Genomic DNA, 22,168 nt, shown 5'->3' with positions numbered 1-22,168 from the left:
CTTTCAACACCTTTTTTGATATTATTCATTCCACTCGTTCTTACAATATCAGATAAAATAATACTATTGTTAGAAACAATACCATTTATAATATCGCATAAGAAATGCGTATCAACTTTTCCCAATCCTTTAGAAATATTTGCTGTAAAATCTGTTAATTCCTCTAGTATTTTCTCATTTAAAGCTGTATAATTATTCATAGAAAAAGACCCCTTGTTTATGATGTTTTTGCACAATTATATTATACCATTTTTGGGGCCTTTTTTCACTATATAAGCACTAAAATCCAGACTAAAATCTGGATTTATTTTTTACCTTTTTAAGGGGCATATTTAATTTTGGGGAAACACAAATCAAGAAAAAAATTTTTCTTGTATAATTCGTTGCTTTTAATGGTATAATCTAATAAGACACTTACACATAATTTTTATTATTTTCCAAAGTGTTCCTAAACTTGTTGCTTATAATTATATGCAAAAGTGAGGTGATGAGATGAATACTTTTAAAAGATATGAAAAAAAATATATACTAACTAAGGAACAAAAGGAAGCCTTAGAGGAAAGAATTCAATCTCACATGGAGCTTGATTCCTTTTGTAAAAAGAATAAGAATTATTTAATACGTAATATTTATTATGATACAGACAACAACGAATTAATTCATATGTCTACCAATAAACCTATTTTTAAGGAAAAGCTTAGAGTAAGAAAATATGGTACATATAATGATGGAAAAGATGAATACTTTCTAGAAATCAAAAGAAAATCAGAAAAGATTGTATATAAAAGAAGGGTTATTCTAACAAAGGAAGAATTAGATAATTTTATAAATAATGGAATTATACCCAAAAGAGATTCCTATTTAGATAACCAGGTTAGTAAGGAATTAAAATATTTATTAAATATCTATAGCCTAAAGCCAAAGGTCTTTATCACCTATGTAAGAGTCGCATATTTTGACATAAATGATTCGAATTTTAGATTAACCTTCGATGATCAAATCTATGCAAGAAGGCATGATTTAGATTTTGATATAGAAAGCTGTGATATATCCTTACTCCCAAAAGGGTATTTCTTAATGGAGGTAAAGGCAAGCCAAAATTATCCACTTTGGTTTGCAAGAGCCCTATCCGATTTAAAAATATATCCAACGAGCTTCTCAAAATATGGAACAGAATATAAATTATTAAAATTGGAGGAAAACAAGCTATGATTTTATCCGCATTAGATTCCATTGTAACAGATACCACTATAGTCCCATGGGTGATGGCCCTTTGTATAGGATTGTCTATTGTCTTTGGATTTGGATTAGCATTTTTATATAAATTCTTTAAAAGAAAAAGGGGATTCTCAACAGATTTACCTTTATCCTTAATATTGATGCCTATTGGGGTTTGTGCAATCGTAATGGCATCTAGAGTCATCGGGCTTGAATCTACTACCGCAAGAACCACTCTAGGCTTTAGCTTTGCAGGTATCCTATGCATAACTAGATTCCGTTCTACACAGAAGGATTCGACAGATTTAATCTTCATTATGTTTGCGATTATCCTTGGATTCTTATCTGGCTTTGGATATGTCTTATATGCAGGAATTGTTGCCGTACTTGCAGCGATACTAATTCTAATTGTAAGCTTTACAAAATTCAGCCTACCTTCCCCTAAGGAAATGACGCTTAAGGTTGTTGTACCCGAATCCTTGAATTTTGATAATTTATTTGATGAAACCTTACAAAAATATTGTTTATCCTATGATTTAAAGAAGGTTAAATCTACTGATTTTGGAACAATGTTTGAATTAACCTATATTATTAAAATTAAAAACGAAGATCATCAAAAGGAGCTATTAGATGAAATAAGAGAAAAGAATGGTAATCTAATGGTTTCCTTAAGCGTTAGAAGATTTGAGTAAGGAAAAAGGAGTATCCGCTTGGATGCTCCTTTTTCTATAATATTTCTATTCTTTCTGAATCCTTATCCTCTATTTTCTTTATATGTTTACCTCTTCCAAATAAGATGTAATATACAGGAATTGTTAGGAAAATAATCCAAAGAGGATGCCATATTCCAAAATAGAATCCTAAGGTTAAATACACTGCTAAAACAACAATAGGATAAATCTTTAAATAAAAATGTTTGCTTAATAAATCTGGCACAATAAATATTGCGAAGAACACAATCCAGGTTGGGTGCCAAATACCCGTTGTAAAGCCAATAGTTAAAAATACAATCAACGCAATTAATGGTGTTGCTGCAACAATTTTATTTCGAACGCTCATTCTTAAATTCCTCCTTTACCTCGTTTGTAAAATTCTTATATTTCTTTCCTTGAATACGAATATCTCCAGAAATTGAGCTTGTACTAATATGAATGCCATCGTTTGCCTCATTTATGCGAACATCTCCAGATATTGTTTCAGCCTTAAGAGATTTTGAATTTACCTGGTCTACTTCTATATCTCCACTCACACTAGAAAATTCAATACTGTTTGAATTTATAGAATCCATATCTAAATCGCCAGATACCACATGCGCCTTGAAGGAATTCATATGTATTTTATTGAATTTCGAGTCTCCAGATACCATCTCTAAATCCATATTTTTACCACTTAAATCGATTTCCGATTTTAAATCACCACTTACACTAGATAATGTAATATCTCCAAGTACTACGCCAAAAGGAAGCGCTATCGTAATTACTCCAGGTTTTCTTCTATTTAATCCAAAGAATTTCTTATTGATATATTCAATATTTATTTCCTTTTCATTTTTAATAATCTTATAGGAATTCTCATTTATATTTTCTAAATATACATGGAAGGTATCATCCTTAGATCTTTCAAAGAAAACATCATCTAAAACCGTAGATACATGAATTTTTAGTCCATCCATATCTGTATCTTCCTTTTTACTATAGCTATCTATAATATCTTCTATACTTCCAAGCATTCTTATAATTTCTTCATCACTTAATCCAGATTCTAATCCAAAATTAAATCTTTTTTCGTATTTATCTAATATTTCTTCCCAATTTTCTATATTCTTTTCTTTTAATTTTTCTTCTAATTCCTTTAAAAATTCTTTCATTATAACTTGCCTAATATCCTTTCTGCATCCTCAAAGCTTATTTCCCCTCTTTTAAGCCTTCTTTTTGTTTCTTCTCTTAAATCATTATTTGAATCATTATCCTCCTTCATATTTAAGGATATACATAAATCTTCAATGTTTTTCTTAACGGTTGGATAGGATATACCCAAATCCTTTTCTATCGCCTTTATATTCCCTTGATTTTTAATAAATACTAATGCGAAATCTAGTTGATCCTTAGATAGATAATCAAAAGGATTTAAAACAAAATCTCCTGTGATTTCTGTATCACAATGATTACATCTCAATGTTTTTACAACGAGCTTATCATGACATATAGGACAATATCCAATAATATTTTTCTTCATACCATCACACCTTTCATCTATTATTTTAACCATAAATTAATAAAAATCAATATATTTTGTTAATTTTTTTAATCTTATGCTTAATTTTTTCAATTTTTGTGTCACAAAAAAAGCCACTAATAAGTGACTTTATATAAATATAATCCTGTTGGCTCTATAACTCTATGGGATATGGATGGATCCTTCTTCTCTAAAACCTCAAGAATTTTATCTTTTTTATAATAGCCTCTTCCAATATCAATTAATAATCCCATCATTCTTCTAATTTGATATTTTAAGAAGGCTGTACCTACAAATATGAATTCAACCTTACCATCTAGTATATTCATATCTGCTTGAAATATAGTTTTTACTGTATCCTTTCTTTCATCAATCGATGCAGAGGCAAAGCCTTTAAAATCATGAGTACCCAAGAATAATTTCATTGCATCCTCCATCAAGGATAAATCTAAATAATTATAAAAGGGCATATAATTAATCGTTAAAGGATCATATTCCTTAACATTAATATAATATCTATATTCCTTTAATTTCGCACTAAATCTAGCGTGGAATTCTTCGTTTACTACTTCTACAGAAGAAATATATATATCCTTTGGCAAAAAGGAATTTAAGGCCCTTTTTACGCCTTCTGCAGGTATTTTGCTTTCTAAATCAAAATGAATCACTTGGCCCTTTGCATGAACGCCCTTATCCGTTCTACCAGACCCATACACCTTAATATCTAATCCAAAGGCATTCTTGAGTGCCTTTTTAAGCTCAAGCTCAATCGTAGGTAAATCCTCTTGGATTTGAAATCCATAATAAGATGTGCCATCATAGGCTAAAATACATTTATATCTCATACAAAATATATCCTTCCTAAAATGACGGATGTAAGCAATAAAATTAAGAAGACTATGACTAGATAATCTCTCCACCTAAGCTTTAGCTCATCAATCTTTGTTCTCTTAGCTCCAACGATATAACCTCTTGCCTCCATAGCATTCGATAAATCCTCAGCTCTTTTAAAGGAAATAACAAACATAGGAATTAATAAAGCTATAATTTGATTTACCTTATCCTTTAGACTTCCCTCACTAAAATCAACTCCACGTGATGCTTGAGCATTCATAATCTTTTTACTTTCAATCATCAAGGTTGGTATAAATCTTAGCGTTAAGGATATGAGCATAGAGAATATGCCAACAGGAATCTTAAATAGCTTTAATGGAGATAATACAGCCTCAAGACCATTATTAATGTCTGTAGACATAGTCGATAATGTAAGCAAGGATGTAATACCAAGCATTAATACAATTCTTAAGAATATGAAGGATGCACGTATTACACCAGCCTCATAGATATTAAAATCCCAGCTTGCCCAATTGAAATTAAAATTCCAATGAAATTTTTCAAATGGGTTATCCCACATCACCATAAAGCATAAAAACAATATTACAAATAAGAATAGAGTTTTAAATGGTAAATATTTCTTAGTTAAAAAATAAAGAGCGATTAATCCTATCATAATCAAGGTTTGATATAATCCTATCGACATAGGAATAGCATATAGTAACGTTACTTGTTCTCCTGTTGTATAGATTAACTGAAGTACAACTGTAAATACCAACAGGAATAATATTGGCTTAAGTCCATTCAATACCTTTAATATAGGAATACCTGTGGTTAAAAAGGCTAAAATATATAAGGCTAATGCACCAAGCATCATATATAACCCATGAATAGATGTCATTGGTATTAAGAATATAAATACAATTAAAGAAATGGTAGCTATAATTTTAAGTCTAGGATCTAGCTTATATATCCAGGATTTTCCTGGATAATATTGACCAAACGCAATATTTTCCATTATGCCACCTCCTTAAGCTTAGATAATAAATCATCCAAGGTGAAGGTATTATAATCGATATTATAATGAAATTTATTATTTAAATAATCAATAAGCTTTAATACCTCAGGCTTTGTTAAATTATTGTCCTTGTAAATACCATCTAAAAATAATTTAACCTTATCTCCATCATAGGTAATCTTTGTATCATTTAATACAATAACCCTTGTTGCATATTGATATACTAAATCCATATCATGTGTAATAAGAATAATTGTTTTACCTGTTTCCTTATGAATTTTATAGAATAATTCCATTATTTCAACCTGACCCTTAGGGTCTAAGCCTCTCGTTGGTTCATCTAATAATAGAATATCTGGATCATAGGATAATATACCTGCGATAGCAACCTTTCTCATTTGTCCACCAGATAGATTGAATGGAGATTTCTTTAAAAGATGTGAAATACCTAAAAGCTTAGCAATTTCCAAAGCCTTTTGTTCTGCTTCTTCCTTTTTCATGCCAAAATTGATTGGAGCAAACATAATATCCTTTAATACAGTTTCCTCAAACAATTGATATTCAGGAAATTGGAATACAAAGCCTACTCTTTTTCTTACATTCTTAAGCTTTGGGTTTTTCCTTTTCTTTGGAGTAATGATATTATCGAAGATAGAAACGGTTCCCTTAGTTGGAAGCTTTAATGCATTCATATGCTGAATTAAAGTTGATTTTCCACTGCCAGTCTTACCTACGATTGCGATGAATTCATTCTTTTCATTTATATCTAAGGAAACATCCTCTAAGGCTAGAGTATATTCCTTTCTTTTAACCCCAGGATATAAATGCGTTACATGGTTGAATGATATTCCCATAGGGCATCCATTAGCTCCTTATTCTCATTTAATTCGGTTTTAGAAGCCTGATAAGCCGCCTTAAGGGAAAAAGGCATATCTAGGTTAGAGGATAATAATATATCTCTTTCCATAAATATTTCCTCAGGACTTCCTTCCTTTATGATTTCACCTTGCTTCATGACAATAATTCTATCGGATTTCTCCGCTAAAGCTAAATCATGAGTTATAGTAATTATCGTTTTATTATATTTCGTATGTAATTCCTCAATTAAGGATATGATTTCTTCTGTACCTTGTGGGTCTAGCATAGAGGTTGCCTCATCTAAAATAATAATATCGCAATTCATCGCAAGAATACCTGCGATAGCAACTCTTTGTTTTTGACCACCAGATAGAGTTTCTGGTTCTCTATATAAATAATCTTTCATATCCACCTTTTGGATATATTCATCAATTAAGGCTCTCATTTCTTCTCTTGGGATTAAATGATTCTCAAGGCCAAAGGCGATATCATATAAAACATTATATCCAACAAATTGATTATCAGGGTTTTGGAATACAATTCCAACTCTCTTTCTTATTTCTCCTACATTCGTTTCATTTAATTCTAAGGAATCATAAGAAATTGTTCCAGCCTGTGGTTCAATTAAGCCAATCAATAGCTTGGCAAGCGTGGACTTACCACTACCATTATGACCTATAATCGATAACCATTCATGATCAGCAACAGAAAAAGACACGCCCTTTACAGCGCGATCTTGACTATTATATGAAAATTTAACATTCTTTACCTCTATCATATAATTACCTCGCTAAACACCAAAAATAATAACACAAAATAGACATAATGTAAAAAGAAAAGCATTTAAAAAAGAAAAAGGAGCTCATCGCTCCTTGCGTTATTTATTGGAGCCACAGAACGGAATCGAACCGTCATCATCTGAATGGCAATCAGATGTACTAACCGTTGTACTACTGCGGCATTTTCAACGTGCATTTCAATTATATCAAATTTTATTTCCTTGTCAACTATAATTTTCACTTTTTTAAAGAAATAATAAGAGGAGCGGTTTTCACTCCTCCATTCCTTAAGATTCCAAATATTCTATCTCTTCTTCGTATTCCTCTTCTTTGGATTCCATATATTCTGGTAATTCTTCAAAAATAGGAATAAATTCTGTAAGAACATTTCTTATAGATTCCTGTTCATTTTCTTCCATTAATCCATAGAATGTATAGATATAATGATCGTCTTCTTCTGTGATGATTTCTATTTTATAGCCATTTTTCTTATCATCCTTAATAACTTGATTAAAATTCGAATTAAACAATTCGATGACAAGTCCTGTGAAGGTTAGCAAAAAGCCATCGGATTTTGTATGGAATTCCCAATTGTAGTATAGATCACCTATAATGCCATGATAATAAACATTCCCATCACGCTCTATTGTGAATTCATCACTATAAAAAGGATTATAGGTAGAGGAAAATCCATAAATTTTAACACATTGAACAACTTCCATTAAATTGCCCAGGTACCTTCATCAAAGATGACTACATGTCTTCCATCATAGGTATCTGCCTCAATATGTAGATCCTTTGTACCAATCATGAAATCAACATGAATCATAGAGATATTTAAATCTACTGCCTTAATCTCTTCTTCACTCATCTTATCAAAATCTTTGATACATTCATTAAATGCTCTACCGATAGCTAAATGGCAGCAAGCATTCTCATCATATAATGTGTTATAGAACAATAAGCCTGTTTGGTTGATTGGAGAATCAAATGGTACTAAAGCTACCTCTCCAAGCATTCTTGCGCCCTCATCTAGGCTGATTAGCTTTTCAAGCAATTCCTTATGAGATGGGTCCTTAGCGAATACCTCAACGATTTTACCATTCTCAAATCTAAATCCAAAATTATCAACAACCTTACCCATAACAGATAATGGCTTTGCAGCATAAACGATACCATTTGCAGAAGTTTTATCTGGAGATGTAAAGCATTCCTCTGTCGGCATGTTTGGTTGGAATACTACTCCACTAAGTGTAGTTTCATCTCCACCATTCCAAATCATACAATCCTTTAAGGATACACTGAAATCTGTACCATTGGAGGCTTTATAATATAAAGTCTTAATCTTTAAATCATTAAGCTTTGTATATTTTTCACGTAAATTCTTGTTGTGCTCTTCCCAATTCTTAATTGGATCTCCATAAATTCTTGCCGTAGTAAGAATTGCATCCCAAAGCTTTTTCATTGCGTTATTTTTGGACTCCTTAGGGAAAATCTTCTTAGCCCAATCGATACTTGGAATACCAACGATCGTCCATTGGTATTTGTTTTCCATTTGCTCACGGTATGGCAAGGTCTTTGGTCCAATAATTCTTCTTACCGCAGTCATTTTTTCTTGGTCTACCCCTGCCATTGCATCTGGGTCTGAAGAATCAATAAAAATTCTTGCAGGAAGCTTTTCTACCTGATATTTAAATTTTTCTTCCTTCCAAACTGGAAATTCTGCTAAGGATTCAACATCTTGGTATTTATAAGCAAGCTTATCCGAAATATCACTAACCCAATCGATAGTAACCTTTCTAGCGCCAGCCTTATAGCATTCCTCAACAACATATTTTACAAAATATTCATCATTGACATTTGCAGTAATATTTACATCCTGTCCCTTTTGAACATTTACACCTACTCTTGCGATTAGCTTTGCATAATTCTTTAAAATTGTCTTATTCATATACTACCTCTTATTTTTTTCCATAAATTCTTCAATTTCTTCTACTGTTTTTAATATTTCACCAGAAAGATTAAAAGAGCCATCTTCTGTAATTAGCATATCATCCTCAATACGAATACCAATACCCTCTTCTTCAATATATAAGCCTGGTTCATTCGAGATTACATCACCATCCTTAAGTGGAGCAAAGTGATCGGATAGGTCGTGACAATCAAGACCAATATGATGAGATACTCCATGATAATAATATTTAGAAACCTCTTTTGGATCCTTAATTAATCCAATTCTTTTTAGCTCTACCTCATAATGCTTAATGACAACCTGCTGTAAATCTCTTATAGTTACACCTGGCTTTGCAGCCTCGAAAACCTTTCTTTGTGCTTCAAGCACAATATTATAGATTTCCTTTTGTCTTTCGCTAAATTTACCATTTACAGGGAAGGTTCTTGAAATATCTGAGCAATACATATTAACACTTGATCCTAAATCGAATAGAATTAAATCTCCATTCTTGGCTATAGAATCATTATCGCTATAATGTAGACATGTTGCATTCTTACCTGATGCAGCAATGGTAGCGAAAGCATAGCCTGTAGCTCCATTATATTTAATTGCCTGATCAAAATAGCTTTCTAGCTGATATTCATAAGACTCCTTCATATTCATTAGTATATTTTCAATACCAAGTCTTGTAATATGAATAGCTTTTTTCATTTCTTCTAATTCTTCTTCATGCTTTACCATTCTCGCATTTTGGAAGAATGGCCTTGCGTTTTTAATATTAACCCAAGGTTTTTTTAGTTTAATATCAGAGGCAAGCTTTTCTGTTTCTGTTGGTAAATCATTAAGCAGATTTGGCTCAAAATCTAAATAAATGGTATTACATACATTTAATAAGGAATCTCTATTCATTTTTAAGTTTTCCAAATAGCGAACATCCTTAATACCAGATAATTCCATTACCTTTTCTATAGAAAATGGTGCACCAACCCATTTCGCTTTAAATTCATCATATGGATTGATATAAATAACCTCTGTTTCCTTACCGTTAATTTTAGTAAGCATAACTACATTATCAAATTCTAATACACCGGAAAGATAAAAATAATTACGATTTACGTTGTATCTTTCATTCGTCAAGGATTCTTCCTTTCTTCTTGAATACACATAAAGAATAGAATTATCCTCCATTTGATCTAAAATCTTTTTTCTGTTTGCCTTAAAGCATTCCTTTAACATAATAATACCTCCCTTGTTAAAAGTGAAACAAAAAGCCCTTGTGGGCTCATAATTAATCTAATGGAATAAAATTCGTCTTTTTCTCTGTAGCTACTACAATAGATGTTTCAATGTTTGAAACATATGGTACAGATAAAAGCTTGTCAAAAATAAAATCACGATAATACTGGAAATTCTTTGCAACAACCTTAAGCATAAATGCACTATCACCTGTAATCGTATAGCATTCTACAATTTCAGGGATCTTTCTTGCTTCTTCAATAAACTGGTTGGAGGTCTCTCTATTTAATGGATGCATAGAAATCTTTGCAAAGCATGTGATTTCATAGCCAAGCATCTTTTCATCAACTACTGCTGTGAATTGCTTTAAAATTCTTTGCTCCTTTAAATTTTTAACACGAAGTAAGCAAGAGGATGGTGCAAGTCCAATCTTCTTTGATAAATCTATATTTGAAATGGAAGAATCTTCCTGTAAATATTTAATAATCTTCTTATCGTATTCATCTAAAACACATACTGACATAAATATATACCCCTCTTTTATAGTTTGCCTACATTATAGCACTATAAAATTAGGTTGTCAAAACAAAGACTAATAATATTTCGTTTTTTTAAAAAAAATCAAATAAAAATCAATTACATTGATATTTCTTTAAAAAATCAAGTACTTCTTGACAGTTTTCTTGTGTAGTTGTGAATGAGGTAACAAATCGTATTGCATAAAATTCGCTTTCGAGCTTTTCCCAAAGCTCTACACCATATCGTTCCTCTAATACGAAAAATAGCTCTTTAGGTACAATAGGGAAAATTTGATTCGTTATAGAATTACTATAAAACTTATAGCCTAGCTTCTTTAATCCTTCCGCTAAATAAGAAGCACATTCATTTTCCTTTTTACCTATTTCTAAATATAGGTCATCCTGCATTAATACCTCAAAAGGGATAGAGGCAACAAAGCCTTTAGCCATTAAGGCTCCATAATGCTTTTGAGCATAATTAAAATTCTTTGCTATTTCCTTATTATTGAATACGACTGCCTCACCTAAATAGCCACCATTTTTTGTACCACCAATATAGAATACATCTGTATATTTACCTAAATCAGAAAATGTAATACCTGATGCTGCCATACCTGAGGCTAATCTTGCGCCATCTAAGAATAAATATAAGGAATTCTTTTGACAGAATTCATAGATTTCCTTTAGTTCCTCTAAGCTATATACAGTACCAACCTCTGTAGACTGGCTAATATATACCATTTTAGGTAATGCCATATGCGTTTTCATATGTGTATCTAAGATATGCTGCATCTCATGAATTAAAACCTTACCATCCTGACCCTTTATCGTTATTACCTTATGGCCTTGACCTTCTACTGCGCCTGTCTCATGCACGTTGATATGTCCACTTTCTACTGCAATTACTGCCTCATATGGGCGAAGAACTGCAGAAATTACTGTAGTATTCGCTTGCGTTCCACCAACTAAAAAATAGATATCTGCATCATGCCCTAATTTTTCTATAATTAATTTTTTAGCATTATCACTATGATAATCCTCTCCATAGCCAACATTTTGTTCTTTCATAGATTCTATTAATTTATCCATTACCTTCTTATGGCAAATAGATGAATAATCATTTCTAAAGCTATAAATCATAAATAATCCTCCTAAAGTTAAAGGGATGGAATATCCATCCCTACTATTTTTATGCTAAATATGCTGCACCAATCATACCTGCAGTATTACCAAGCTTTGCTGGTTCAATTCTTACATTCTTAAGTGCATAGAAGCTATATTTATTGTAATATTTCTTAATTGCATCAATTAAAATGGAACCTGCTGCACTGACGCCACCACCAATGTAGAATACATCAACATCACAGGTAACTGCAATAATAGATAGTGCTCTACCTAATGCTTCTGCAACTAAATCTAAGACCTTAAGGCCTAATGGATCACTTTCTCTTGCCGCATCCATTACATCCTTTGCAGACATAGTCTCCTTATCTAGCTTAGTTTCAAATTCTTCATAATATGTTTTAGCAAGTCTTACGATACCTGTAGCGGATGCGACTGTTTCTAAGCAGCCCTTTAATCCACAATTACACTGAAATTCATGCTTAGAATCAATATACATATGACCAATTTCACCTGTTGCGGCATGAGGACCTGCGATAACCTTATCGTTAATGATATACCCTCCGCCTACACCAGTACCTAGTGTAACCATATAGCTTGATGATGACTTTTCACCAACTAATGCCTCACCTAGTGCTGCTGCATTTGCATCATTTGTAGATGCAATCTTTGCATTAGGAAAATATTTCTTTCCAATTTCATTTAAATCTACATTTGTAAGACCAATATTTGGCATATTTACAATTTTATTATCTATAACTACACCAGGAATACCAAAGCCTACAAAATCAATTGTACCATTCTTTTCCTTTGCGTAGTTTATAACTCCCTCGCAAACATCCTTAAAAAGATTTTCCTTTGTGGTTTTAACGACAAAAGTGTCTACTACCTTATAATCCTCACAAACTCCAATCTTTACTGTTGTACCACCAACATCAACACCAAAACGCATTTCTTTGTTCCCCCTTATTATCTTCTAAAAATATTACGAATTGCATTTATAACATCATCAACTTGCTGACTTTCTGATTTGCCAAAGGCACATCTGTTTGAAAAATGCTCACAGTTATTTGTGATTAAATCATAACCACCCTCACCCAAATGATCCCTTGCATAGGATATAGTATCTAATGGTGATTTTTTTATTTTCTTTTCTTCATCGGTATATACTCGAACCTCAATAGGACTACCCTTACTAAAATCCTCTAAAGTCGTCGTACAAACCCTAGCCTTACTTGGGTCTAATTCTTGGGTATTACCGATAACCCCAAATTGATATATGCAGTTATCATCTTGGTAAATACCATGATGGTAATACGCACCACGATTTACTCTAATTTGATCTCCATATTCTGGCTTCTTTAAAACCCACATTGTAACACCCTCTTCATTTCTTAATTATATTACAAAAAGAATAAACTTAAAAAGGAAAAAAGAGCTTATTCCTCTTTTTCCAAAACAATTTCCTCTAAACCTAATTCTTCCATTAAAATTTCAAAATTTTTCTTATGATTTTCTAATGGCTCAATATAATTTGCGCAAATAAATACATTAGAATTCTCATTTTCCTTATAAAAGGATGTGTAATAAATATTTTGTCCTTGAATGGAATAATCTCTGAAGCGAGCAATATCCTCTTCGTTATAATTTAAGAAGATTTCAAAGCCAATCATACGATCACACTTATCTAATTCCTTATCCCCTTCGGTATTATCACTATCATCAGGATTAAAATATGCCAGAGGATCAGTTACTAAAGTAACCTTATAAGCATTAGGCTTTGCAATCTTTAAGAAGCTTACTCCATAGCTTCTTTTTCTTTCCTTGTATTTATTTTTTCTTAATACCTCTAATAAATCCTTATTAAGGATATATCTTTTTGGATTCGATGGTTCACTCTTAGGCTTATAGCGAAAGCTTTTAAAGCTTGCCGCTTGAACTAAGAAGGTCATTAAAACAAATCCAATAATCATACATACGGTAACTACAGTTGTATTGATATCCTTAACAGTTATTAATAATACAATTAAGCCAACAGTAATCAAAAATACAATTCCTGTTGCAATCCATAAATATCTAGCTTTCACATTCTTTAAAAACATAATTAAGATTCCTTTACATGGTCAATAAACGCAAAATCAAAATATAAATCCTCACAGAAATGATCATATAGCTTATAAAACTGTGGAACAGGCTTATAAAAATCCATATGTACACTTTTTGGATTAAATACAGCTCCCTGGATAAATGCATTTTTTGTAGATGCAGGTAGCTTCTTACAATATTCGATTGTTTTTTCATTATTATGCTGGAAGGCAATAAATACTACACTTTTATCTGTATTCTCTAAATCGAATTCAATAAGTCTTTGTCTTAGGCTTGGATAATCAAACTTTGTAACATCAAAGCCTTCCTCATCATTCACTAATACATTAACAAAGGTAGTACCTTTAAATACTCTTGTATATATTTCTATTTTTCCATCATTAAATACTTCTATATTTCTAGCATAATTCAAAGCGAAATGGAAATTATGATATGGCTTGCAATCATAATACCCTAATACACCAGGGTTTAAATCTTCCTTTTCCTTCACCTTGATGCCTAAAAATAAACACAAAACCTTTAAAAAGTTTTTCATAAACACCACCTACCCCATTATAACATAACAAACAAATATTTTAATCATTCTTTTTAAGTGAAATTGTGGTATCATAATAGAAATGATTAAGGAGGTTCCTATGAAACCTAAATTTTTAAACGATAACCCAAAAATTTATTTAGTTGCCCCATCCTTTGGCTGTGTAACAGAGCCCTATCAAACAAGATTAAAGGCTTCTATTGAAAGATTAAAAATGGAGGGCGCAGATATTATTGAAGGAGAAAACATATGGAAGGCTTTAGGTAAGGTATCCTCGAATACTCCAGAGCTTAGAGCCAAAGAAATCCACGATGCCTTCTTAAGTGATGCAGATTTAGTTTTATCTGTTGGTGGTGGAGAGGTAATGTGTGAAATATTACCCTATATTGATTTTGAATTAATTAAAAGAAACCCAAAATGGTTTGTAGGCTTTTCAGATAATACAAACCTAACCTATACAATTACTACAATTTGTGATATGGAAAGTATATATGGTACAAACGCACCATCCTATTACAATTTGGATTATAATGCATTAGATACTTGGGAAATGCTTCATGGCAAAAAGGAATTTAAGGGCTATAAAAAATGGCAATTAGAAAATAATTCTAAGAACCCTCTTGTAACATTAAATCTAAGAAAAAGAACCATCATTAAGCCATATAATTATGAATCTAAGGTTACAGGTAGATTCCTTGGTGGTTGCTTAGATTGCCTTGCCACTATTTGTGGAACAAAATTTGATCATACAAAGGAATATATAAATAGGCATAAGGATGAAGGAATTATCTTCTTTATGGAATGCTGTGACTTAACTTCTATTTCCTTAAGAAGAGCCTTATTCCAATTAAAGAATGCCGGATGGTTTGATCATGTATCTATGTTCTTAATTGGTAGATCCTTAAATTATTATGATAAATCCTTTGGAGTATCTATGGAAGAATCCTATATAGATATGCTAAAGGACTTCAATAAGCCTATTCTATTTAATATTGATTTAGGTCACCTACCACCATCTATGCCAATACGCACTGGAGCCTTAGCTACAGTAGAATACAATAAGGATAAAAAGAACATTTTCATCACATATAAGGATTAAAGGGCGCTAAATTGCGCCCTTTTATAATTCTGATTCTTTTATGATAAAATCCCCTGTAATAGTGCATTTTGTTCTAAAGTTAAGCCTAATTCACTCAAATGATTGGTGTAATACTCTGCTAAGGTCTTAACGCTATAGCATGCCTCGCTCATATAATAGTTCTCCCCATGAATCGTTACAAAGGCTTTTGCATAAACTAGTGATGCATAATCTTCAATCTTTATAGGAATAACGAAAGCCCAATGTGCATAAATCCCGGTTTCATCAAAAGTTGCAACTCCATTATTTATAGATACCATGGATGGTGTACAAATATAAGAATCGTAGTTTTCTCCATCCTTAGATATTATTAAACCAAAGGAAGCATTTGCGTCCGCATCTAAAATGTATTCATATAAATCCTTATCTATGATTGCTCCGAATCTTAATTTCATATTGCTATAAAAATAATTTGTTTTCTCATAGCTTGAAGCTACCTTTACATAAATAGCAATATCGGATTGTCCCTTAGAATAACAAGAGAATAATCCGCTTGTAGCATTATATCTTACTGTGTTTTTTGTTACAGATTCCTTTGCAATCACTAAGGATGCAGCATGTGTTGTGGCATCAATGGATAAAGTAAAGGATGTGCCTTCACTCATAGAAGCATATCTCTTAAGATAATTACTTGATGCAGTTCCATTACCTAAATATTTTCCACCAGAATCCTTTAGTGAAATTGTACCTAAAACTGCACCTGCACCAACAGTTAAGATATTTGCGCTACCTAAGTCAGTTATCTTATTATCCTTTACTGTAATTGGAGTTTGTGTATGATTATTTCCTTCTCCTCCACTAGAAGTTATCGCAACTGCGCCAAGTGCATATGGATAACTATCCATATCTAATGGTGTAATCACAATTTCTTTTCCTTGCGTTATTTCACTTGCGCTTGTTGCAAGCTTATATTGATATCCATCTATTGTAACAACCTCAGAATCATAATTAAATCTCAAGCTAGATTTTGTATTTTCTCTTGTAAATTCTATGCCTGCATCCGTTTTAAATCTATAAACATTTAAATTATCCATTATTAAGGAAATAGAAGAGTCAGATGAACTATCAACGACAAAGCCAATTCTTGCTTTATCATATCCACCATTTGCGCTTAAAACATACTCATAGGAGCCATCAGCAGTTGAAATATAGAATGTCTTTCCTGTATTCCATGTTACACCAGAATCTATAGAATACATCACCCTAAGTGGTAAATTCTCTATAGATGCTTTAGCTTTGAATGTTATTCTAGATAGATTATATACATCCTTAGTCATAAAGAATTGTGCGCTTTGTAATGAATTTGCCTTAATGCTATATCTTAAGGATTGTGCATCACAGATTGCATCTAAAGTTGCAGGTACTGCATTATAGCCTGTCCAAGTTAAATTCTTTGTTTCATAGTTTTGCTTTGTATAATACTCATTTGTCGTAAATCCATCATCGATTTCAAAGCCTAAAGACTCAATTGCATATTCCTCTGTTCTTATCTGTGTATCCGGTTCTACTCTATCACTTGGTGTAGGATTTACATATTCTTTTGAACCAGCAAAGGCATATTCAACATATTCTGGATGATCAATAAATGGATTACGATTCTTTTGGAACATATATACGACATTATTTTGATAGATTTCTCTTGTAGAAACGGGGTCCTGATAATGCCATTTTAAAATCGTAGATAGATTCGCTAAAGAGCCATTACCGTTTGAATTTGATGTTGTAGATGCTCCATCCACTAAGCTCAAATTAACCTTTTCTGTCTTAGTTACATCTACCCCATCCACCTTTTCCTTATAAGACATTAGAGTATCATCATATTCACCATAACGAATCATCATATAAAGTAGCATTCTTGCTACATCGCCTTTAACTTCATCCTTTGGTTCAAATACACCACCTGCATATTTATTACCATAGGATTCCTTATACTCGGAATCGGTATCAATCTCTCCAAAATCATTATTACTTTTCGCGATGTTGATTGCACTTTCTGCTGCTCTTAAATGATGGCAATCTGAATATGGGCTACATTTACTATCATTAAAGCCATGTGTCTTTGGCCATGTATGCTCTCTATTCCAATACTTTCTACCACCACTTGAGGTGTGAGATAGATTATCTACTACTTGATCTGTATATAAGCATTTTATATGTCCCTCATTATAGGGATCTGCATCTGCATAATAATCGATTTCCCAAGCTTGGTCATAGGTAAATGACGTATAGTTATTTGAAATCACATCATGTAAATTTTCTCTAAATTTTTCCTCAGATACTGTTGTATCAATACTAGAATAATATCCTGTAGGAATATTTTGTTCTGTGCAACTCATTAAATAATATGAATTGGAAGCATAAGCTTTGGTATTAAAGATTAAAATTCCGGCACCTATAGCCGTTATAGCCAACAACAATTTATAAAGTTTCATATCAACTCTCCTATACCCAAGGTAAATCCGCCAAAGAGCTTGTTTCCTCTGGTTCTGTTGTAGTTTCCGTCGTTGTCTCTATTGTAGTTTCAGTCGTAGTTTCAACTATAGTCTTTGTTGTGGTTTCTGTTGCAGTTTCAGTCGTAGTCTCTGTTATGGTTTCTTGTGGCTTTTCTGTTGTTTCTACTGTTGTTGACTCCACTTTATTTCTATCGTTATTACAAGAGGATAGAGCAATGCCAGCTCCCAACAAGAATATAGATAATATCAATCTTTTTTTCATTTTGTATCACGTCCTATCATATTGTGATTATATAACAATAAAGGTAAAATAAAAAACTGTAAATTGTGAAAATTTTCGAATATATGAATATATAAAATAATCGATGTATGATATACAGCTTTAAAATTAAAAGATGTATATTAGCTTTCAAGAAAAGATAAAAAGAAAATTCCAATAGTTTTTCATATATTTTCCTTTTTTATTTCATTGAAAATCACCATCCACACTTAAATTATAAAATTACACACAATAATACGCAAAGTATTTTTTTAATGTTTTGCAAATAATACACAAAGTATAAAATGAAAAAGCATTGATTATACATTAAATATTTTGATTTTTCCTATAGCTCTCGATTCAACAGTTTTTTTGAATTTTCGCAGATAAAAACTCAAAAAGAGCAAAGAATTTTAATCCCTCACTCCCCTTAAGGAACTATCTATTAATGATTTTTTCTAATTCTTTTAAAGACAAGTATATTTCATCAAAACTTGGAATTTCACCGCTAATCATTTCTTTCATAGAAGAATAGTCTTCATATAACTCTTTAAATCTATATCTTCAGACATTCTAGAAATAACATTATAAGCTTTTGATAAACTTGTTCCACCTTTAAATGTGAAATAATCTTTACTTCGTAGGCTATTCTAAGGAGGATGGATAACTATGGAATTTGAAACAAAGAAACGATTATTAACTAAAGAAGAAAAACTAAGAAGAGCCATCTTCTTCTATACATATGAAGATTTAGATTTTGACTTAGAGTATGAAGAAGGCAATGACTTTGATGAGCATGGTCAACCTTTAGTCAAAATTGAGGAAAACATAAATAAACTAGATGATAAGACAAAGGCTCTAGTTTATGAATTTGCTGAAAGAGAAATATATGATGAAATCATTGATTTAAAATGCTTAAAATGTGATTATGAGGAACAAGATGTTGATTGGGAAATGATTGAAGAGATTTGGGATGGAAACAAATACCCAATTCTATACTGCCCAAAATGTGGTAAACCACATTATGTACCTTTAGATATTTGGAAAAAGAAAAACAAATATAAGAAATACTAAATCAAATTAATTTGCTTTAAAGCCTAGGTAACCCTAGGCTCTTTGTCGTTATAAATATAAAATTAAATTTAATATACAATTTCCTAATAAATAAAAAAAAGCGGTTGCCCGCTATTTTCATGTCTACCAGGATATCCATACAAAAATTGAGGATACTCATCTGTTACGTAGATCAATTGCATAATAATTATACCATTTTTTTTGCTTTTGGCAACCATTTTTAACTTTTTTAAAAGAATAAAATTGTAGTTTTCATAAATATCAACAATTTTAATGATTTATACTTTTTGTTTTATTCGTTCTGCAATTGCTTTATTTAATAATCCTTTAACAAAATCATTTGCGTTAATTATCTTAAAATGATTAGTAAATTCGATTATACCTATATCTGCAGCTAATTTTCCAATGAATTCATCAGCAAAAGATGATGAAATAACATCTATATTTAAAAAGTCTAATAAGATTGGATAACTCGACAGTTTTGCGGTGTTTAATGTATATAAACGAATATCTTTTCCTGACGCTCTTGTACCTGTTCCACCTTTAGCTTTTTCAGAAATAATCAAGTCAATCCAATTTGTTTCAGTCAGCATTTCCTCCAGTTCCATTGAAACCCACTCTAGAGGAATATAATTATCAAGTGCCTTGCTAACATCTATAAGTTGATTAAATTTCAATGTAAAATCAACTCTAGTACCCTTATTATGAGAATCTAAATACGCATTATTAAGGGAAACATTTTCCTTTGAATCTTTAAAATTAAATTCAATTTTAGTAGAGCCGGTTTTAATTGTCATATAACCATGACTGTCTTTTACAATTTGATATAATCCCCATAAGCCATTCCCTTGCCCTATTTCAGGATCGCACGTAACTCCTTTTTCAATGACTCTTCTAATGGCATCAACATCTGTTTTTTCAAAATACTGCTTAGAAGAATTTATTGAGTTTAGTAAACCTATGCCATTATCATAAATTGATATTGAAATCAATTTATTCTCTTTATGGATTTGTGACATAAAATATCCTTTCGATACTTCGGAATGCCATAAAACATTATCCATCACTTCATTCATGCACCAGCTTAACCCTATTAATACACCTTCTTCGCACGAAATATTTGTTTTAAGATAATTTGTAATAGCATTACTTATAAAAGAAACATCTTTGTCAGAAGAAAAAGTAATTACCTGGTCAAATATATTTTCAATATTAGTTATACCATTATTGCTTACCGGGATTGGACTTTCAGTGCTTGTATGAGTAAAATATTTATTCTTTTTTGTTATAAATTCAATATTAAAACCGTATTTTTCTCTATAATAATCTGAAATTCCCGCTATTGAAACCAATGTAGGAGGAAAGGCCCGCGAAGATAATTCAGAAAAATCAAGCACAAAATTTTTATTATTTATATTCTTATATTGATTAAAAATATTAATTAAGTCATTAACAACCTTCATGCTTCTAATTGATTTCAACGTGATTTTATTCTTTCCTTCTTCAATTTTTATGTTAAGCATATCGTTTTCCCCTCTTAAAAATACATATCGTTTTCTTTATAAATAATTCTACCTATTTATATTTATTGTTGTCAATGCGACAAAATAATTTATCATACTTCACCTTATTGTTTGTTCTTATTTGTTGAGAATCCATTATTCTTACATTAACTATAACTTTATCATACATTATTTTTTATAATTCATTACGAAATCACACACATAAGTAGAGCAAAGGTACATTTATTTTTTAACTACTCCATAATTTGAAGTTGCCTTGGGTGCTCAACTATCTACATATTCGATTTGAAAATACTCCCATAACACATCTGCTACTTTTTATCGCCCTGATAATACTTCTTAACATCTGCAAAAATCTATATTTCATTTAATTCAGTATTAATAGATACTTCCCTATCTTGTATAGAAGTATCTGGATTAATTAAATATCTTTCATAAGCTTTAGCTTTAAATTGTAATTCTACTTGGCTCCTTGACCATCTATTTTTATGGGTTTGATTAATATACCATAACATTTCTGTGTGTGATTTTGATTTTGACATAATAACAGTTATTAATGTGCTCCATGGAATTTTGGTCACAGGGTGTGACCTAATTTCCTCATTAGAAAATTCATTTGCAAAATGACTCATTCTTTTTAATTGTTCATAAGAAAATCCTTTTCCATAATCTTTTAAATCATTAGCTAAATTCTCTATATATTTGCTTCCCCATATTTTTCTTTCATTGATAATTCTACCAATTTCATAATACGTCAATATCATGGCACTATTAACAACAACCATTGCTTTAGCTTGGTTCGTTCTAATAGTATCTTTGATTTTATTTAAATCCTCTAAATAATCTTTCTCTAAAATTGTTATTTCTTTTGTTTTAATCATAATATTTATTTCCTCTTTTCTAAAAAAATAAATCCTGCAAAGCTTTAAGCCTTACAGGATTATAGTTATATTCAATTGGGCATTTTGTAATATCATAATTACCAGCTCCTTAAGTTGGTCTTATTGTATCACATTTTCCATTTTATTACTAGATTGCAAGTTTATTTCTTTGGGATTATTTTAGTTAAAATTAAAAATCCGATTCTACTGCATCTTCTACCACTTGCTCAGGAGTTTGAGAAACAACACTTTCTATCTCATCCTCTTCACGAGCCACAAGTGCAATTGATGATACTGATTGATCATCTCTTAAACGAATTAATCTAACACCTTGAGCAGCACGACCTGTTTGAGAAATATCACTACAGTGCATTCTGATTGTCATACCCTTGTTTGTCGTAGCGACTAAATCTAGAGTATCATTAAC

General features: G+C 31.3%; 26 protein-coding genes and 1 tRNA gene. 4 read left to right on the top strand and 23 right to left on the bottom strand.

Features of this window, described 5'->3' with window-relative positions; genetic code table 11:
- Positions 1–200, bottom strand: a 200-nt coding sequence (locus tag SPJ17_RS07225) for a hypothetical protein (protein ID WP_321094173.1), incomplete at its 3' end; no start/stop codon positions are given.
- A gap of 292 nt (positions 201–492) precedes the next feature.
- On the opposite strand from SPJ17_RS07225, the gene SPJ17_RS07220 reads away from it, so the two are divergent.
- Both SPJ17_RS07220 and SPJ17_RS07215 read left to right on the top strand, forming a co-directional pair.
- Positions 493–1,212 carry a polyphosphate polymerase domain-containing protein gene (locus SPJ17_RS07220; RefSeq protein WP_321094170.1) on the top strand — a complete coding sequence of 240 codons (720 nt, stop codon included), beginning with the start codon at positions 493–495 and terminating at the stop codon, positions 1,210–1,212.
- The gene (locus SPJ17_RS07215) at positions 1,209–1,910 is read left to right on the top strand and encodes a DUF4956 domain-containing protein (RefSeq protein WP_321094167.1); all 702 of its coding nucleotides are present in this window, start codon (positions 1,209–1,211) and stop codon (positions 1,908–1,910) included. The genes SPJ17_RS07220 and SPJ17_RS07215 overlap by 4 nt, the downstream gene beginning before the upstream one ends.
- 34 nt (positions 1,911–1,944) lie before the next feature.
- Here the strand turns inward: SPJ17_RS07215 and SPJ17_RS07210 are convergent, their stop codons facing one another.
- The 17 genes from SPJ17_RS07210 to SPJ17_RS07130 form a co-directional block, all read right to left on the bottom strand.
- Positions 1,945–2,277, bottom strand: a complete 333-nt coding sequence (locus tag SPJ17_RS07210; RefSeq protein ID WP_321094165.1) for a hypothetical protein — start codon at positions 2,275–2,277, stop codon at positions 1,945–1,947.
- Entirely contained in the window at positions 2,261–3,085 is an 825-nt protein-coding gene (locus SPJ17_RS07205; protein WP_321094162.1) for a DUF4097 family beta strand repeat-containing protein, read from the bottom strand. Before SPJ17_RS07205 ends, SPJ17_RS07210 begins: the two co-directional genes overlap by 17 nt.
- Positions 3,085–3,453 (bottom strand): DUF2089 domain-containing protein, encoded by a 369-nt coding sequence (locus SPJ17_RS07200; RefSeq protein WP_321094160.1) that lies wholly within the window; start codon positions 3,451–3,453, stop codon positions 3,085–3,087. Before SPJ17_RS07200 ends, SPJ17_RS07205 begins: the two co-directional genes overlap by 1 nt.
- A gap of 116 nt (positions 3,454–3,569) precedes the next feature.
- Positions 3,570–4,298 carry a tRNA pseudouridine(38-40) synthase TruA gene (truA, locus tag SPJ17_RS07195; RefSeq protein ID WP_321094158.1) on the bottom strand — a complete coding sequence of 243 codons (729 nt, stop codon included), beginning with the start codon at positions 4,296–4,298 and terminating at the stop codon, positions 3,570–3,572.
- The gene (locus tag SPJ17_RS07190; RefSeq protein WP_321094154.1) at positions 4,295–5,305 is read right to left on the bottom strand and encodes an energy-coupling factor transporter transmembrane component T; all 1,011 of its coding nucleotides are present in this window, start codon (positions 5,303–5,305) and stop codon (positions 4,295–4,297) included. Before SPJ17_RS07190 ends, truA begins: the two co-directional genes overlap by 4 nt.
- Positions 5,305–6,159, bottom strand: coding sequence for an ATP-binding cassette domain-containing protein (locus SPJ17_RS07185; RefSeq protein WP_321094151.1), 855 nt, complete (start codon positions 6,157–6,159; stop codon positions 5,305–5,307). The genes SPJ17_RS07190 and SPJ17_RS07185 overlap by 1 nt, the downstream gene beginning before the upstream one ends.
- Positions 6,135–6,941 (bottom strand): energy-coupling factor transporter ATPase, encoded by an 807-nt coding sequence (locus SPJ17_RS07180; protein WP_321094148.1) that lies wholly within the window; start codon positions 6,939–6,941, stop codon positions 6,135–6,137. Before SPJ17_RS07180 ends, SPJ17_RS07185 begins: the two co-directional genes overlap by 25 nt.
- Before the next feature lie 107 nt (positions 6,942–7,048).
- A tRNA-Gly gene (locus SPJ17_RS07175) sits at positions 7,049–7,123 on the bottom strand.
- Between the two features lie 106 nt (positions 7,124–7,229).
- On the bottom strand, positions 7,230–7,664 hold the full coding sequence (locus SPJ17_RS07170) for a hypothetical protein (protein ID WP_321094145.1): 435 nt from the start codon (positions 7,662–7,664) through the stop codon (positions 7,230–7,232).
- Complete coding sequence (locus SPJ17_RS07165) at positions 7,664–8,893, bottom strand: aminopeptidase (protein ID WP_321094142.1); 1,230 nt, start codon at positions 8,891–8,893, stop codon at positions 7,664–7,666. The genes SPJ17_RS07170 and SPJ17_RS07165 overlap by 1 nt, the downstream gene beginning before the upstream one ends.
- 3 nt (positions 8,894–8,896) lie before the next feature.
- The gene (locus tag SPJ17_RS07160) at positions 8,897–10,132 is read right to left on the bottom strand and encodes a Xaa-Pro aminopeptidase (protein WP_321094140.1); all 1,236 of its coding nucleotides are present in this window, start codon (positions 10,130–10,132) and stop codon (positions 8,897–8,899) included.
- A gap of 52 nt (positions 10,133–10,184) precedes the next feature.
- On the bottom strand, positions 10,185–10,655 hold the full coding sequence (locus tag SPJ17_RS07155; protein WP_321094138.1) for an Lrp/AsnC family transcriptional regulator: 471 nt from the start codon (positions 10,653–10,655) through the stop codon (positions 10,185–10,187).
- A gap of 109 nt (positions 10,656–10,764) precedes the next feature.
- The gene (locus SPJ17_RS07150) at positions 10,765–11,790 is read right to left on the bottom strand and encodes an aminotransferase class I/II-fold pyridoxal phosphate-dependent enzyme (protein WP_321094136.1); all 1,026 of its coding nucleotides are present in this window, start codon (positions 11,788–11,790) and stop codon (positions 10,765–10,767) included.
- Positions 11,791–11,839: 49 nt separating this feature from the next.
- The gene (locus SPJ17_RS07145) at positions 11,840–12,724 is read right to left on the bottom strand and encodes an ROK family protein (protein ID WP_321094135.1); all 885 of its coding nucleotides are present in this window, start codon (positions 12,722–12,724) and stop codon (positions 11,840–11,842) included.
- 17 nt (positions 12,725–12,741) lie between these two features.
- Entirely contained in the window at positions 12,742–13,146 is a 405-nt protein-coding gene (locus SPJ17_RS07140) for a lecithin retinol acyltransferase family protein (protein ID WP_321094134.1), read from the bottom strand.
- A gap of 65 nt (positions 13,147–13,211) precedes the next feature.
- Positions 13,212–13,874, bottom strand: a complete 663-nt coding sequence (locus SPJ17_RS07135) for a hypothetical protein (RefSeq protein WP_321094132.1) — start codon at positions 13,872–13,874, stop codon at positions 13,212–13,214.
- A gap of 2 nt (positions 13,875–13,876) precedes the next feature.
- Positions 13,877–14,413, bottom strand: coding sequence for a hypothetical protein (locus SPJ17_RS07130; RefSeq protein ID WP_321094129.1), 537 nt, complete (start codon positions 14,411–14,413; stop codon positions 13,877–13,879).
- 100 nt (positions 14,414–14,513) lie between these two features.
- Here SPJ17_RS07130 and SPJ17_RS07125 point away from each other — a divergent pair, with 100 nt between their 5' ends.
- Complete coding sequence (locus SPJ17_RS07125) at positions 14,514–15,512, top strand: S66 peptidase family protein (RefSeq protein WP_321094127.1); 999 nt, start codon at positions 14,514–14,516, stop codon at positions 15,510–15,512.
- A 38-nt stretch (positions 15,513–15,550) separates the two neighbouring features.
- On the opposite strand, the gene SPJ17_RS07120 is transcribed toward SPJ17_RS07125, so the two are convergent.
- Together SPJ17_RS07120 and SPJ17_RS07115 are read right to left on the bottom strand one after the other, a co-directional pair.
- Positions 15,551–17,983: an endonuclease gene (locus SPJ17_RS07120; RefSeq protein WP_321094124.1), complete on the bottom strand. Its 2,433-nt coding sequence runs from the start codon at positions 17,981–17,983 to the stop codon at positions 15,551–15,553.
- Positions 17,984–17,993: 10 nt separating this feature from the next.
- Positions 17,994–18,266: a hypothetical protein gene (locus tag SPJ17_RS07115; protein WP_321094122.1), complete on the bottom strand. Its 273-nt coding sequence runs from the start codon at positions 18,264–18,266 to the stop codon at positions 17,994–17,996.
- Between the two features lie 666 nt (positions 18,267–18,932).
- Between SPJ17_RS07115 and SPJ17_RS07110 the strand changes: the two genes are divergently transcribed.
- Complete coding sequence (locus SPJ17_RS07110; RefSeq protein WP_321094119.1) at positions 18,933–19,337, top strand: hypothetical protein; 405 nt, start codon at positions 18,933–18,935, stop codon at positions 19,335–19,337.
- Between the two features lie 278 nt (positions 19,338–19,615).
- Here SPJ17_RS07110 and SPJ17_RS07105 read toward each other — a convergent pair whose 3' ends face one another.
- The 3 genes from SPJ17_RS07105 to SPJ17_RS07095 all read right to left on the bottom strand — a co-directional run.
- On the bottom strand, positions 19,616–20,860 hold the full coding sequence (locus SPJ17_RS07105) for an STAS-like domain-containing protein (RefSeq protein WP_321094117.1): 1,245 nt from the start codon (positions 20,858–20,860) through the stop codon (positions 19,616–19,618).
- A gap of 356 nt (positions 20,861–21,216) precedes the next feature.
- Complete coding sequence (locus SPJ17_RS07100) at positions 21,217–21,741, bottom strand: DUF1016 N-terminal domain-containing protein (RefSeq protein WP_321094114.1); 525 nt, start codon at positions 21,739–21,741, stop codon at positions 21,217–21,219.
- 190 nt (positions 21,742–21,931) lie between these two features.
- Positions 21,932–22,168 (bottom strand): DNA gyrase C-terminal beta-propeller domain-containing protein (locus SPJ17_RS07095; RefSeq protein WP_321094111.1); only part of this gene is annotated, 237 nt, incomplete at its 5' end.

Origin of the sequence: Anaeroplasma sp. (assembly GCF_034179385.1) — a bacterium.
Taxonomy (GTDB): Bacteria; Bacillota_I; Bacilli_A; order Acholeplasmatales; family Anaeroplasmataceae; genus Anaeroplasma.
The sequence above is the reverse complement of the archived record's forward strand: the minus strand, read 5'-3'. Positions and strand labels throughout refer to the sequence as shown.

Coding starts and splice junctions, on each gene's coding strand:
- SPJ17_RS07145 (WP_321094135.1), bottom strand. CDS start 12,724: ATGCGTTTTGGTGTTGATGTTGGTGGTACAACAGTAAAGATTGGAGTT.
- SPJ17_RS07150 (WP_321094136.1), bottom strand. CDS start 11,790: ATGATTTATAGCTTTAGAAATGATTATTCATCTATTTGCCATAAGAAG.
- SPJ17_RS07165 (WP_321094142.1), bottom strand. CDS start 8,893: ATGAATAAGACAATTTTAAAGAATTATGCAAAGCTAATCGCAAGAGTA.
- SPJ17_RS07155 (WP_321094138.1), bottom strand. CDS start 10,655: ATGTCAGTATGTGTTTTAGATGAATACGATAAGAAGATTATTAAATAT.
- SPJ17_RS07220 (WP_321094170.1), top strand. CDS start 493: ATGAATACTTTTAAAAGATATGAAAAAAAATATATACTAACTAAGGAA.
- SPJ17_RS07205 (WP_321094162.1), bottom strand. CDS start 3,085: ATGAAAGAATTTTTAAAGGAATTAGAAGAAAAATTAAAAGAAAAGAAT.
- SPJ17_RS07170 (WP_321094145.1), bottom strand. CDS start 7,664: ATGGAAGTTGTTCAATGTGTTAAAATTTATGGATTTTCCTCTACCTAT.
- SPJ17_RS07190 (WP_321094154.1), bottom strand. CDS start 5,305: ATGGAAAATATTGCGTTTGGTCAATATTATCCAGGAAAATCCTGGATA.
- SPJ17_RS07135 (WP_321094132.1), bottom strand. CDS start 13,874: ATGTTTTTAAAGAATGTGAAAGCTAGATATTTATGGATTGCAACAGGA.
- SPJ17_RS07110 (WP_321094119.1), top strand. CDS start 18,933: ATGGAATTTGAAACAAAGAAACGATTATTAACTAAAGAAGAAAAACTA.
- SPJ17_RS07125 (WP_321094127.1), top strand. CDS start 14,514: ATGAAACCTAAATTTTTAAACGATAACCCAAAAATTTATTTAGTTGCC.
- SPJ17_RS07200 (WP_321094160.1), bottom strand. CDS start 3,453: ATGAAGAAAAATATTATTGGATATTGTCCTATATGTCATGATAAGCTC.
- SPJ17_RS07185 (WP_321094151.1), bottom strand. CDS start 6,159: ATGGGAATATCATTCAACCATGTAACGCATTTATATCCTGGGGTTAAA.
- SPJ17_RS07120 (WP_321094124.1), bottom strand. CDS start 17,983: ATGAAACTTTATAAATTGTTGTTGGCTATAACGGCTATAGGTGCCGGA.
- SPJ17_RS07210 (WP_321094165.1), bottom strand. CDS start 2,277: ATGAGCGTTCGAAATAAAATTGTTGCAGCAACACCATTAATTGCGTTG.
- SPJ17_RS07115 (WP_321094122.1), bottom strand. CDS start 18,266: ATGAAAAAAAGATTGATATTATCTATATTCTTGTTGGGAGCTGGCATT.
- SPJ17_RS07140 (WP_321094134.1), bottom strand. CDS start 13,146: ATGTGGGTTTTAAAGAAGCCAGAATATGGAGATCAAATTAGAGTAAAT.
- SPJ17_RS07130 (WP_321094129.1), bottom strand. CDS start 14,413: ATGAAAAACTTTTTAAAGGTTTTGTGTTTATTTTTAGGCATCAAGGTG.
- SPJ17_RS07105 (WP_321094117.1), bottom strand. CDS start 20,860: ATGCTTAACATAAAAATTGAAGAAGGAAAGAATAAAATCACGTTGAAA.
- SPJ17_RS07160 (WP_321094140.1), bottom strand. CDS start 10,132: ATGTTAAAGGAATGCTTTAAGGCAAACAGAAAAAAGATTTTAGATCAA.
- SPJ17_RS07100 (WP_321094114.1), bottom strand. CDS start 21,741: ATGATTAAAACAAAAGAAATAACAATTTTAGAGAAAGATTATTTAGAG.
- SPJ17_RS07180 (WP_321094148.1), bottom strand. CDS start 6,941: ATGATAGAGGTAAAGAATGTTAAATTTTCATATAATAGTCAAGATCGC.
- SPJ17_RS07215 (WP_321094167.1), top strand. CDS start 1,209: ATGATTTTATCCGCATTAGATTCCATTGTAACAGATACCACTATAGTC.
- truA (WP_321094158.1), bottom strand. CDS start 4,298: ATGAGATATAAATGTATTTTAGCCTATGATGGCACATCTTATTATGGA.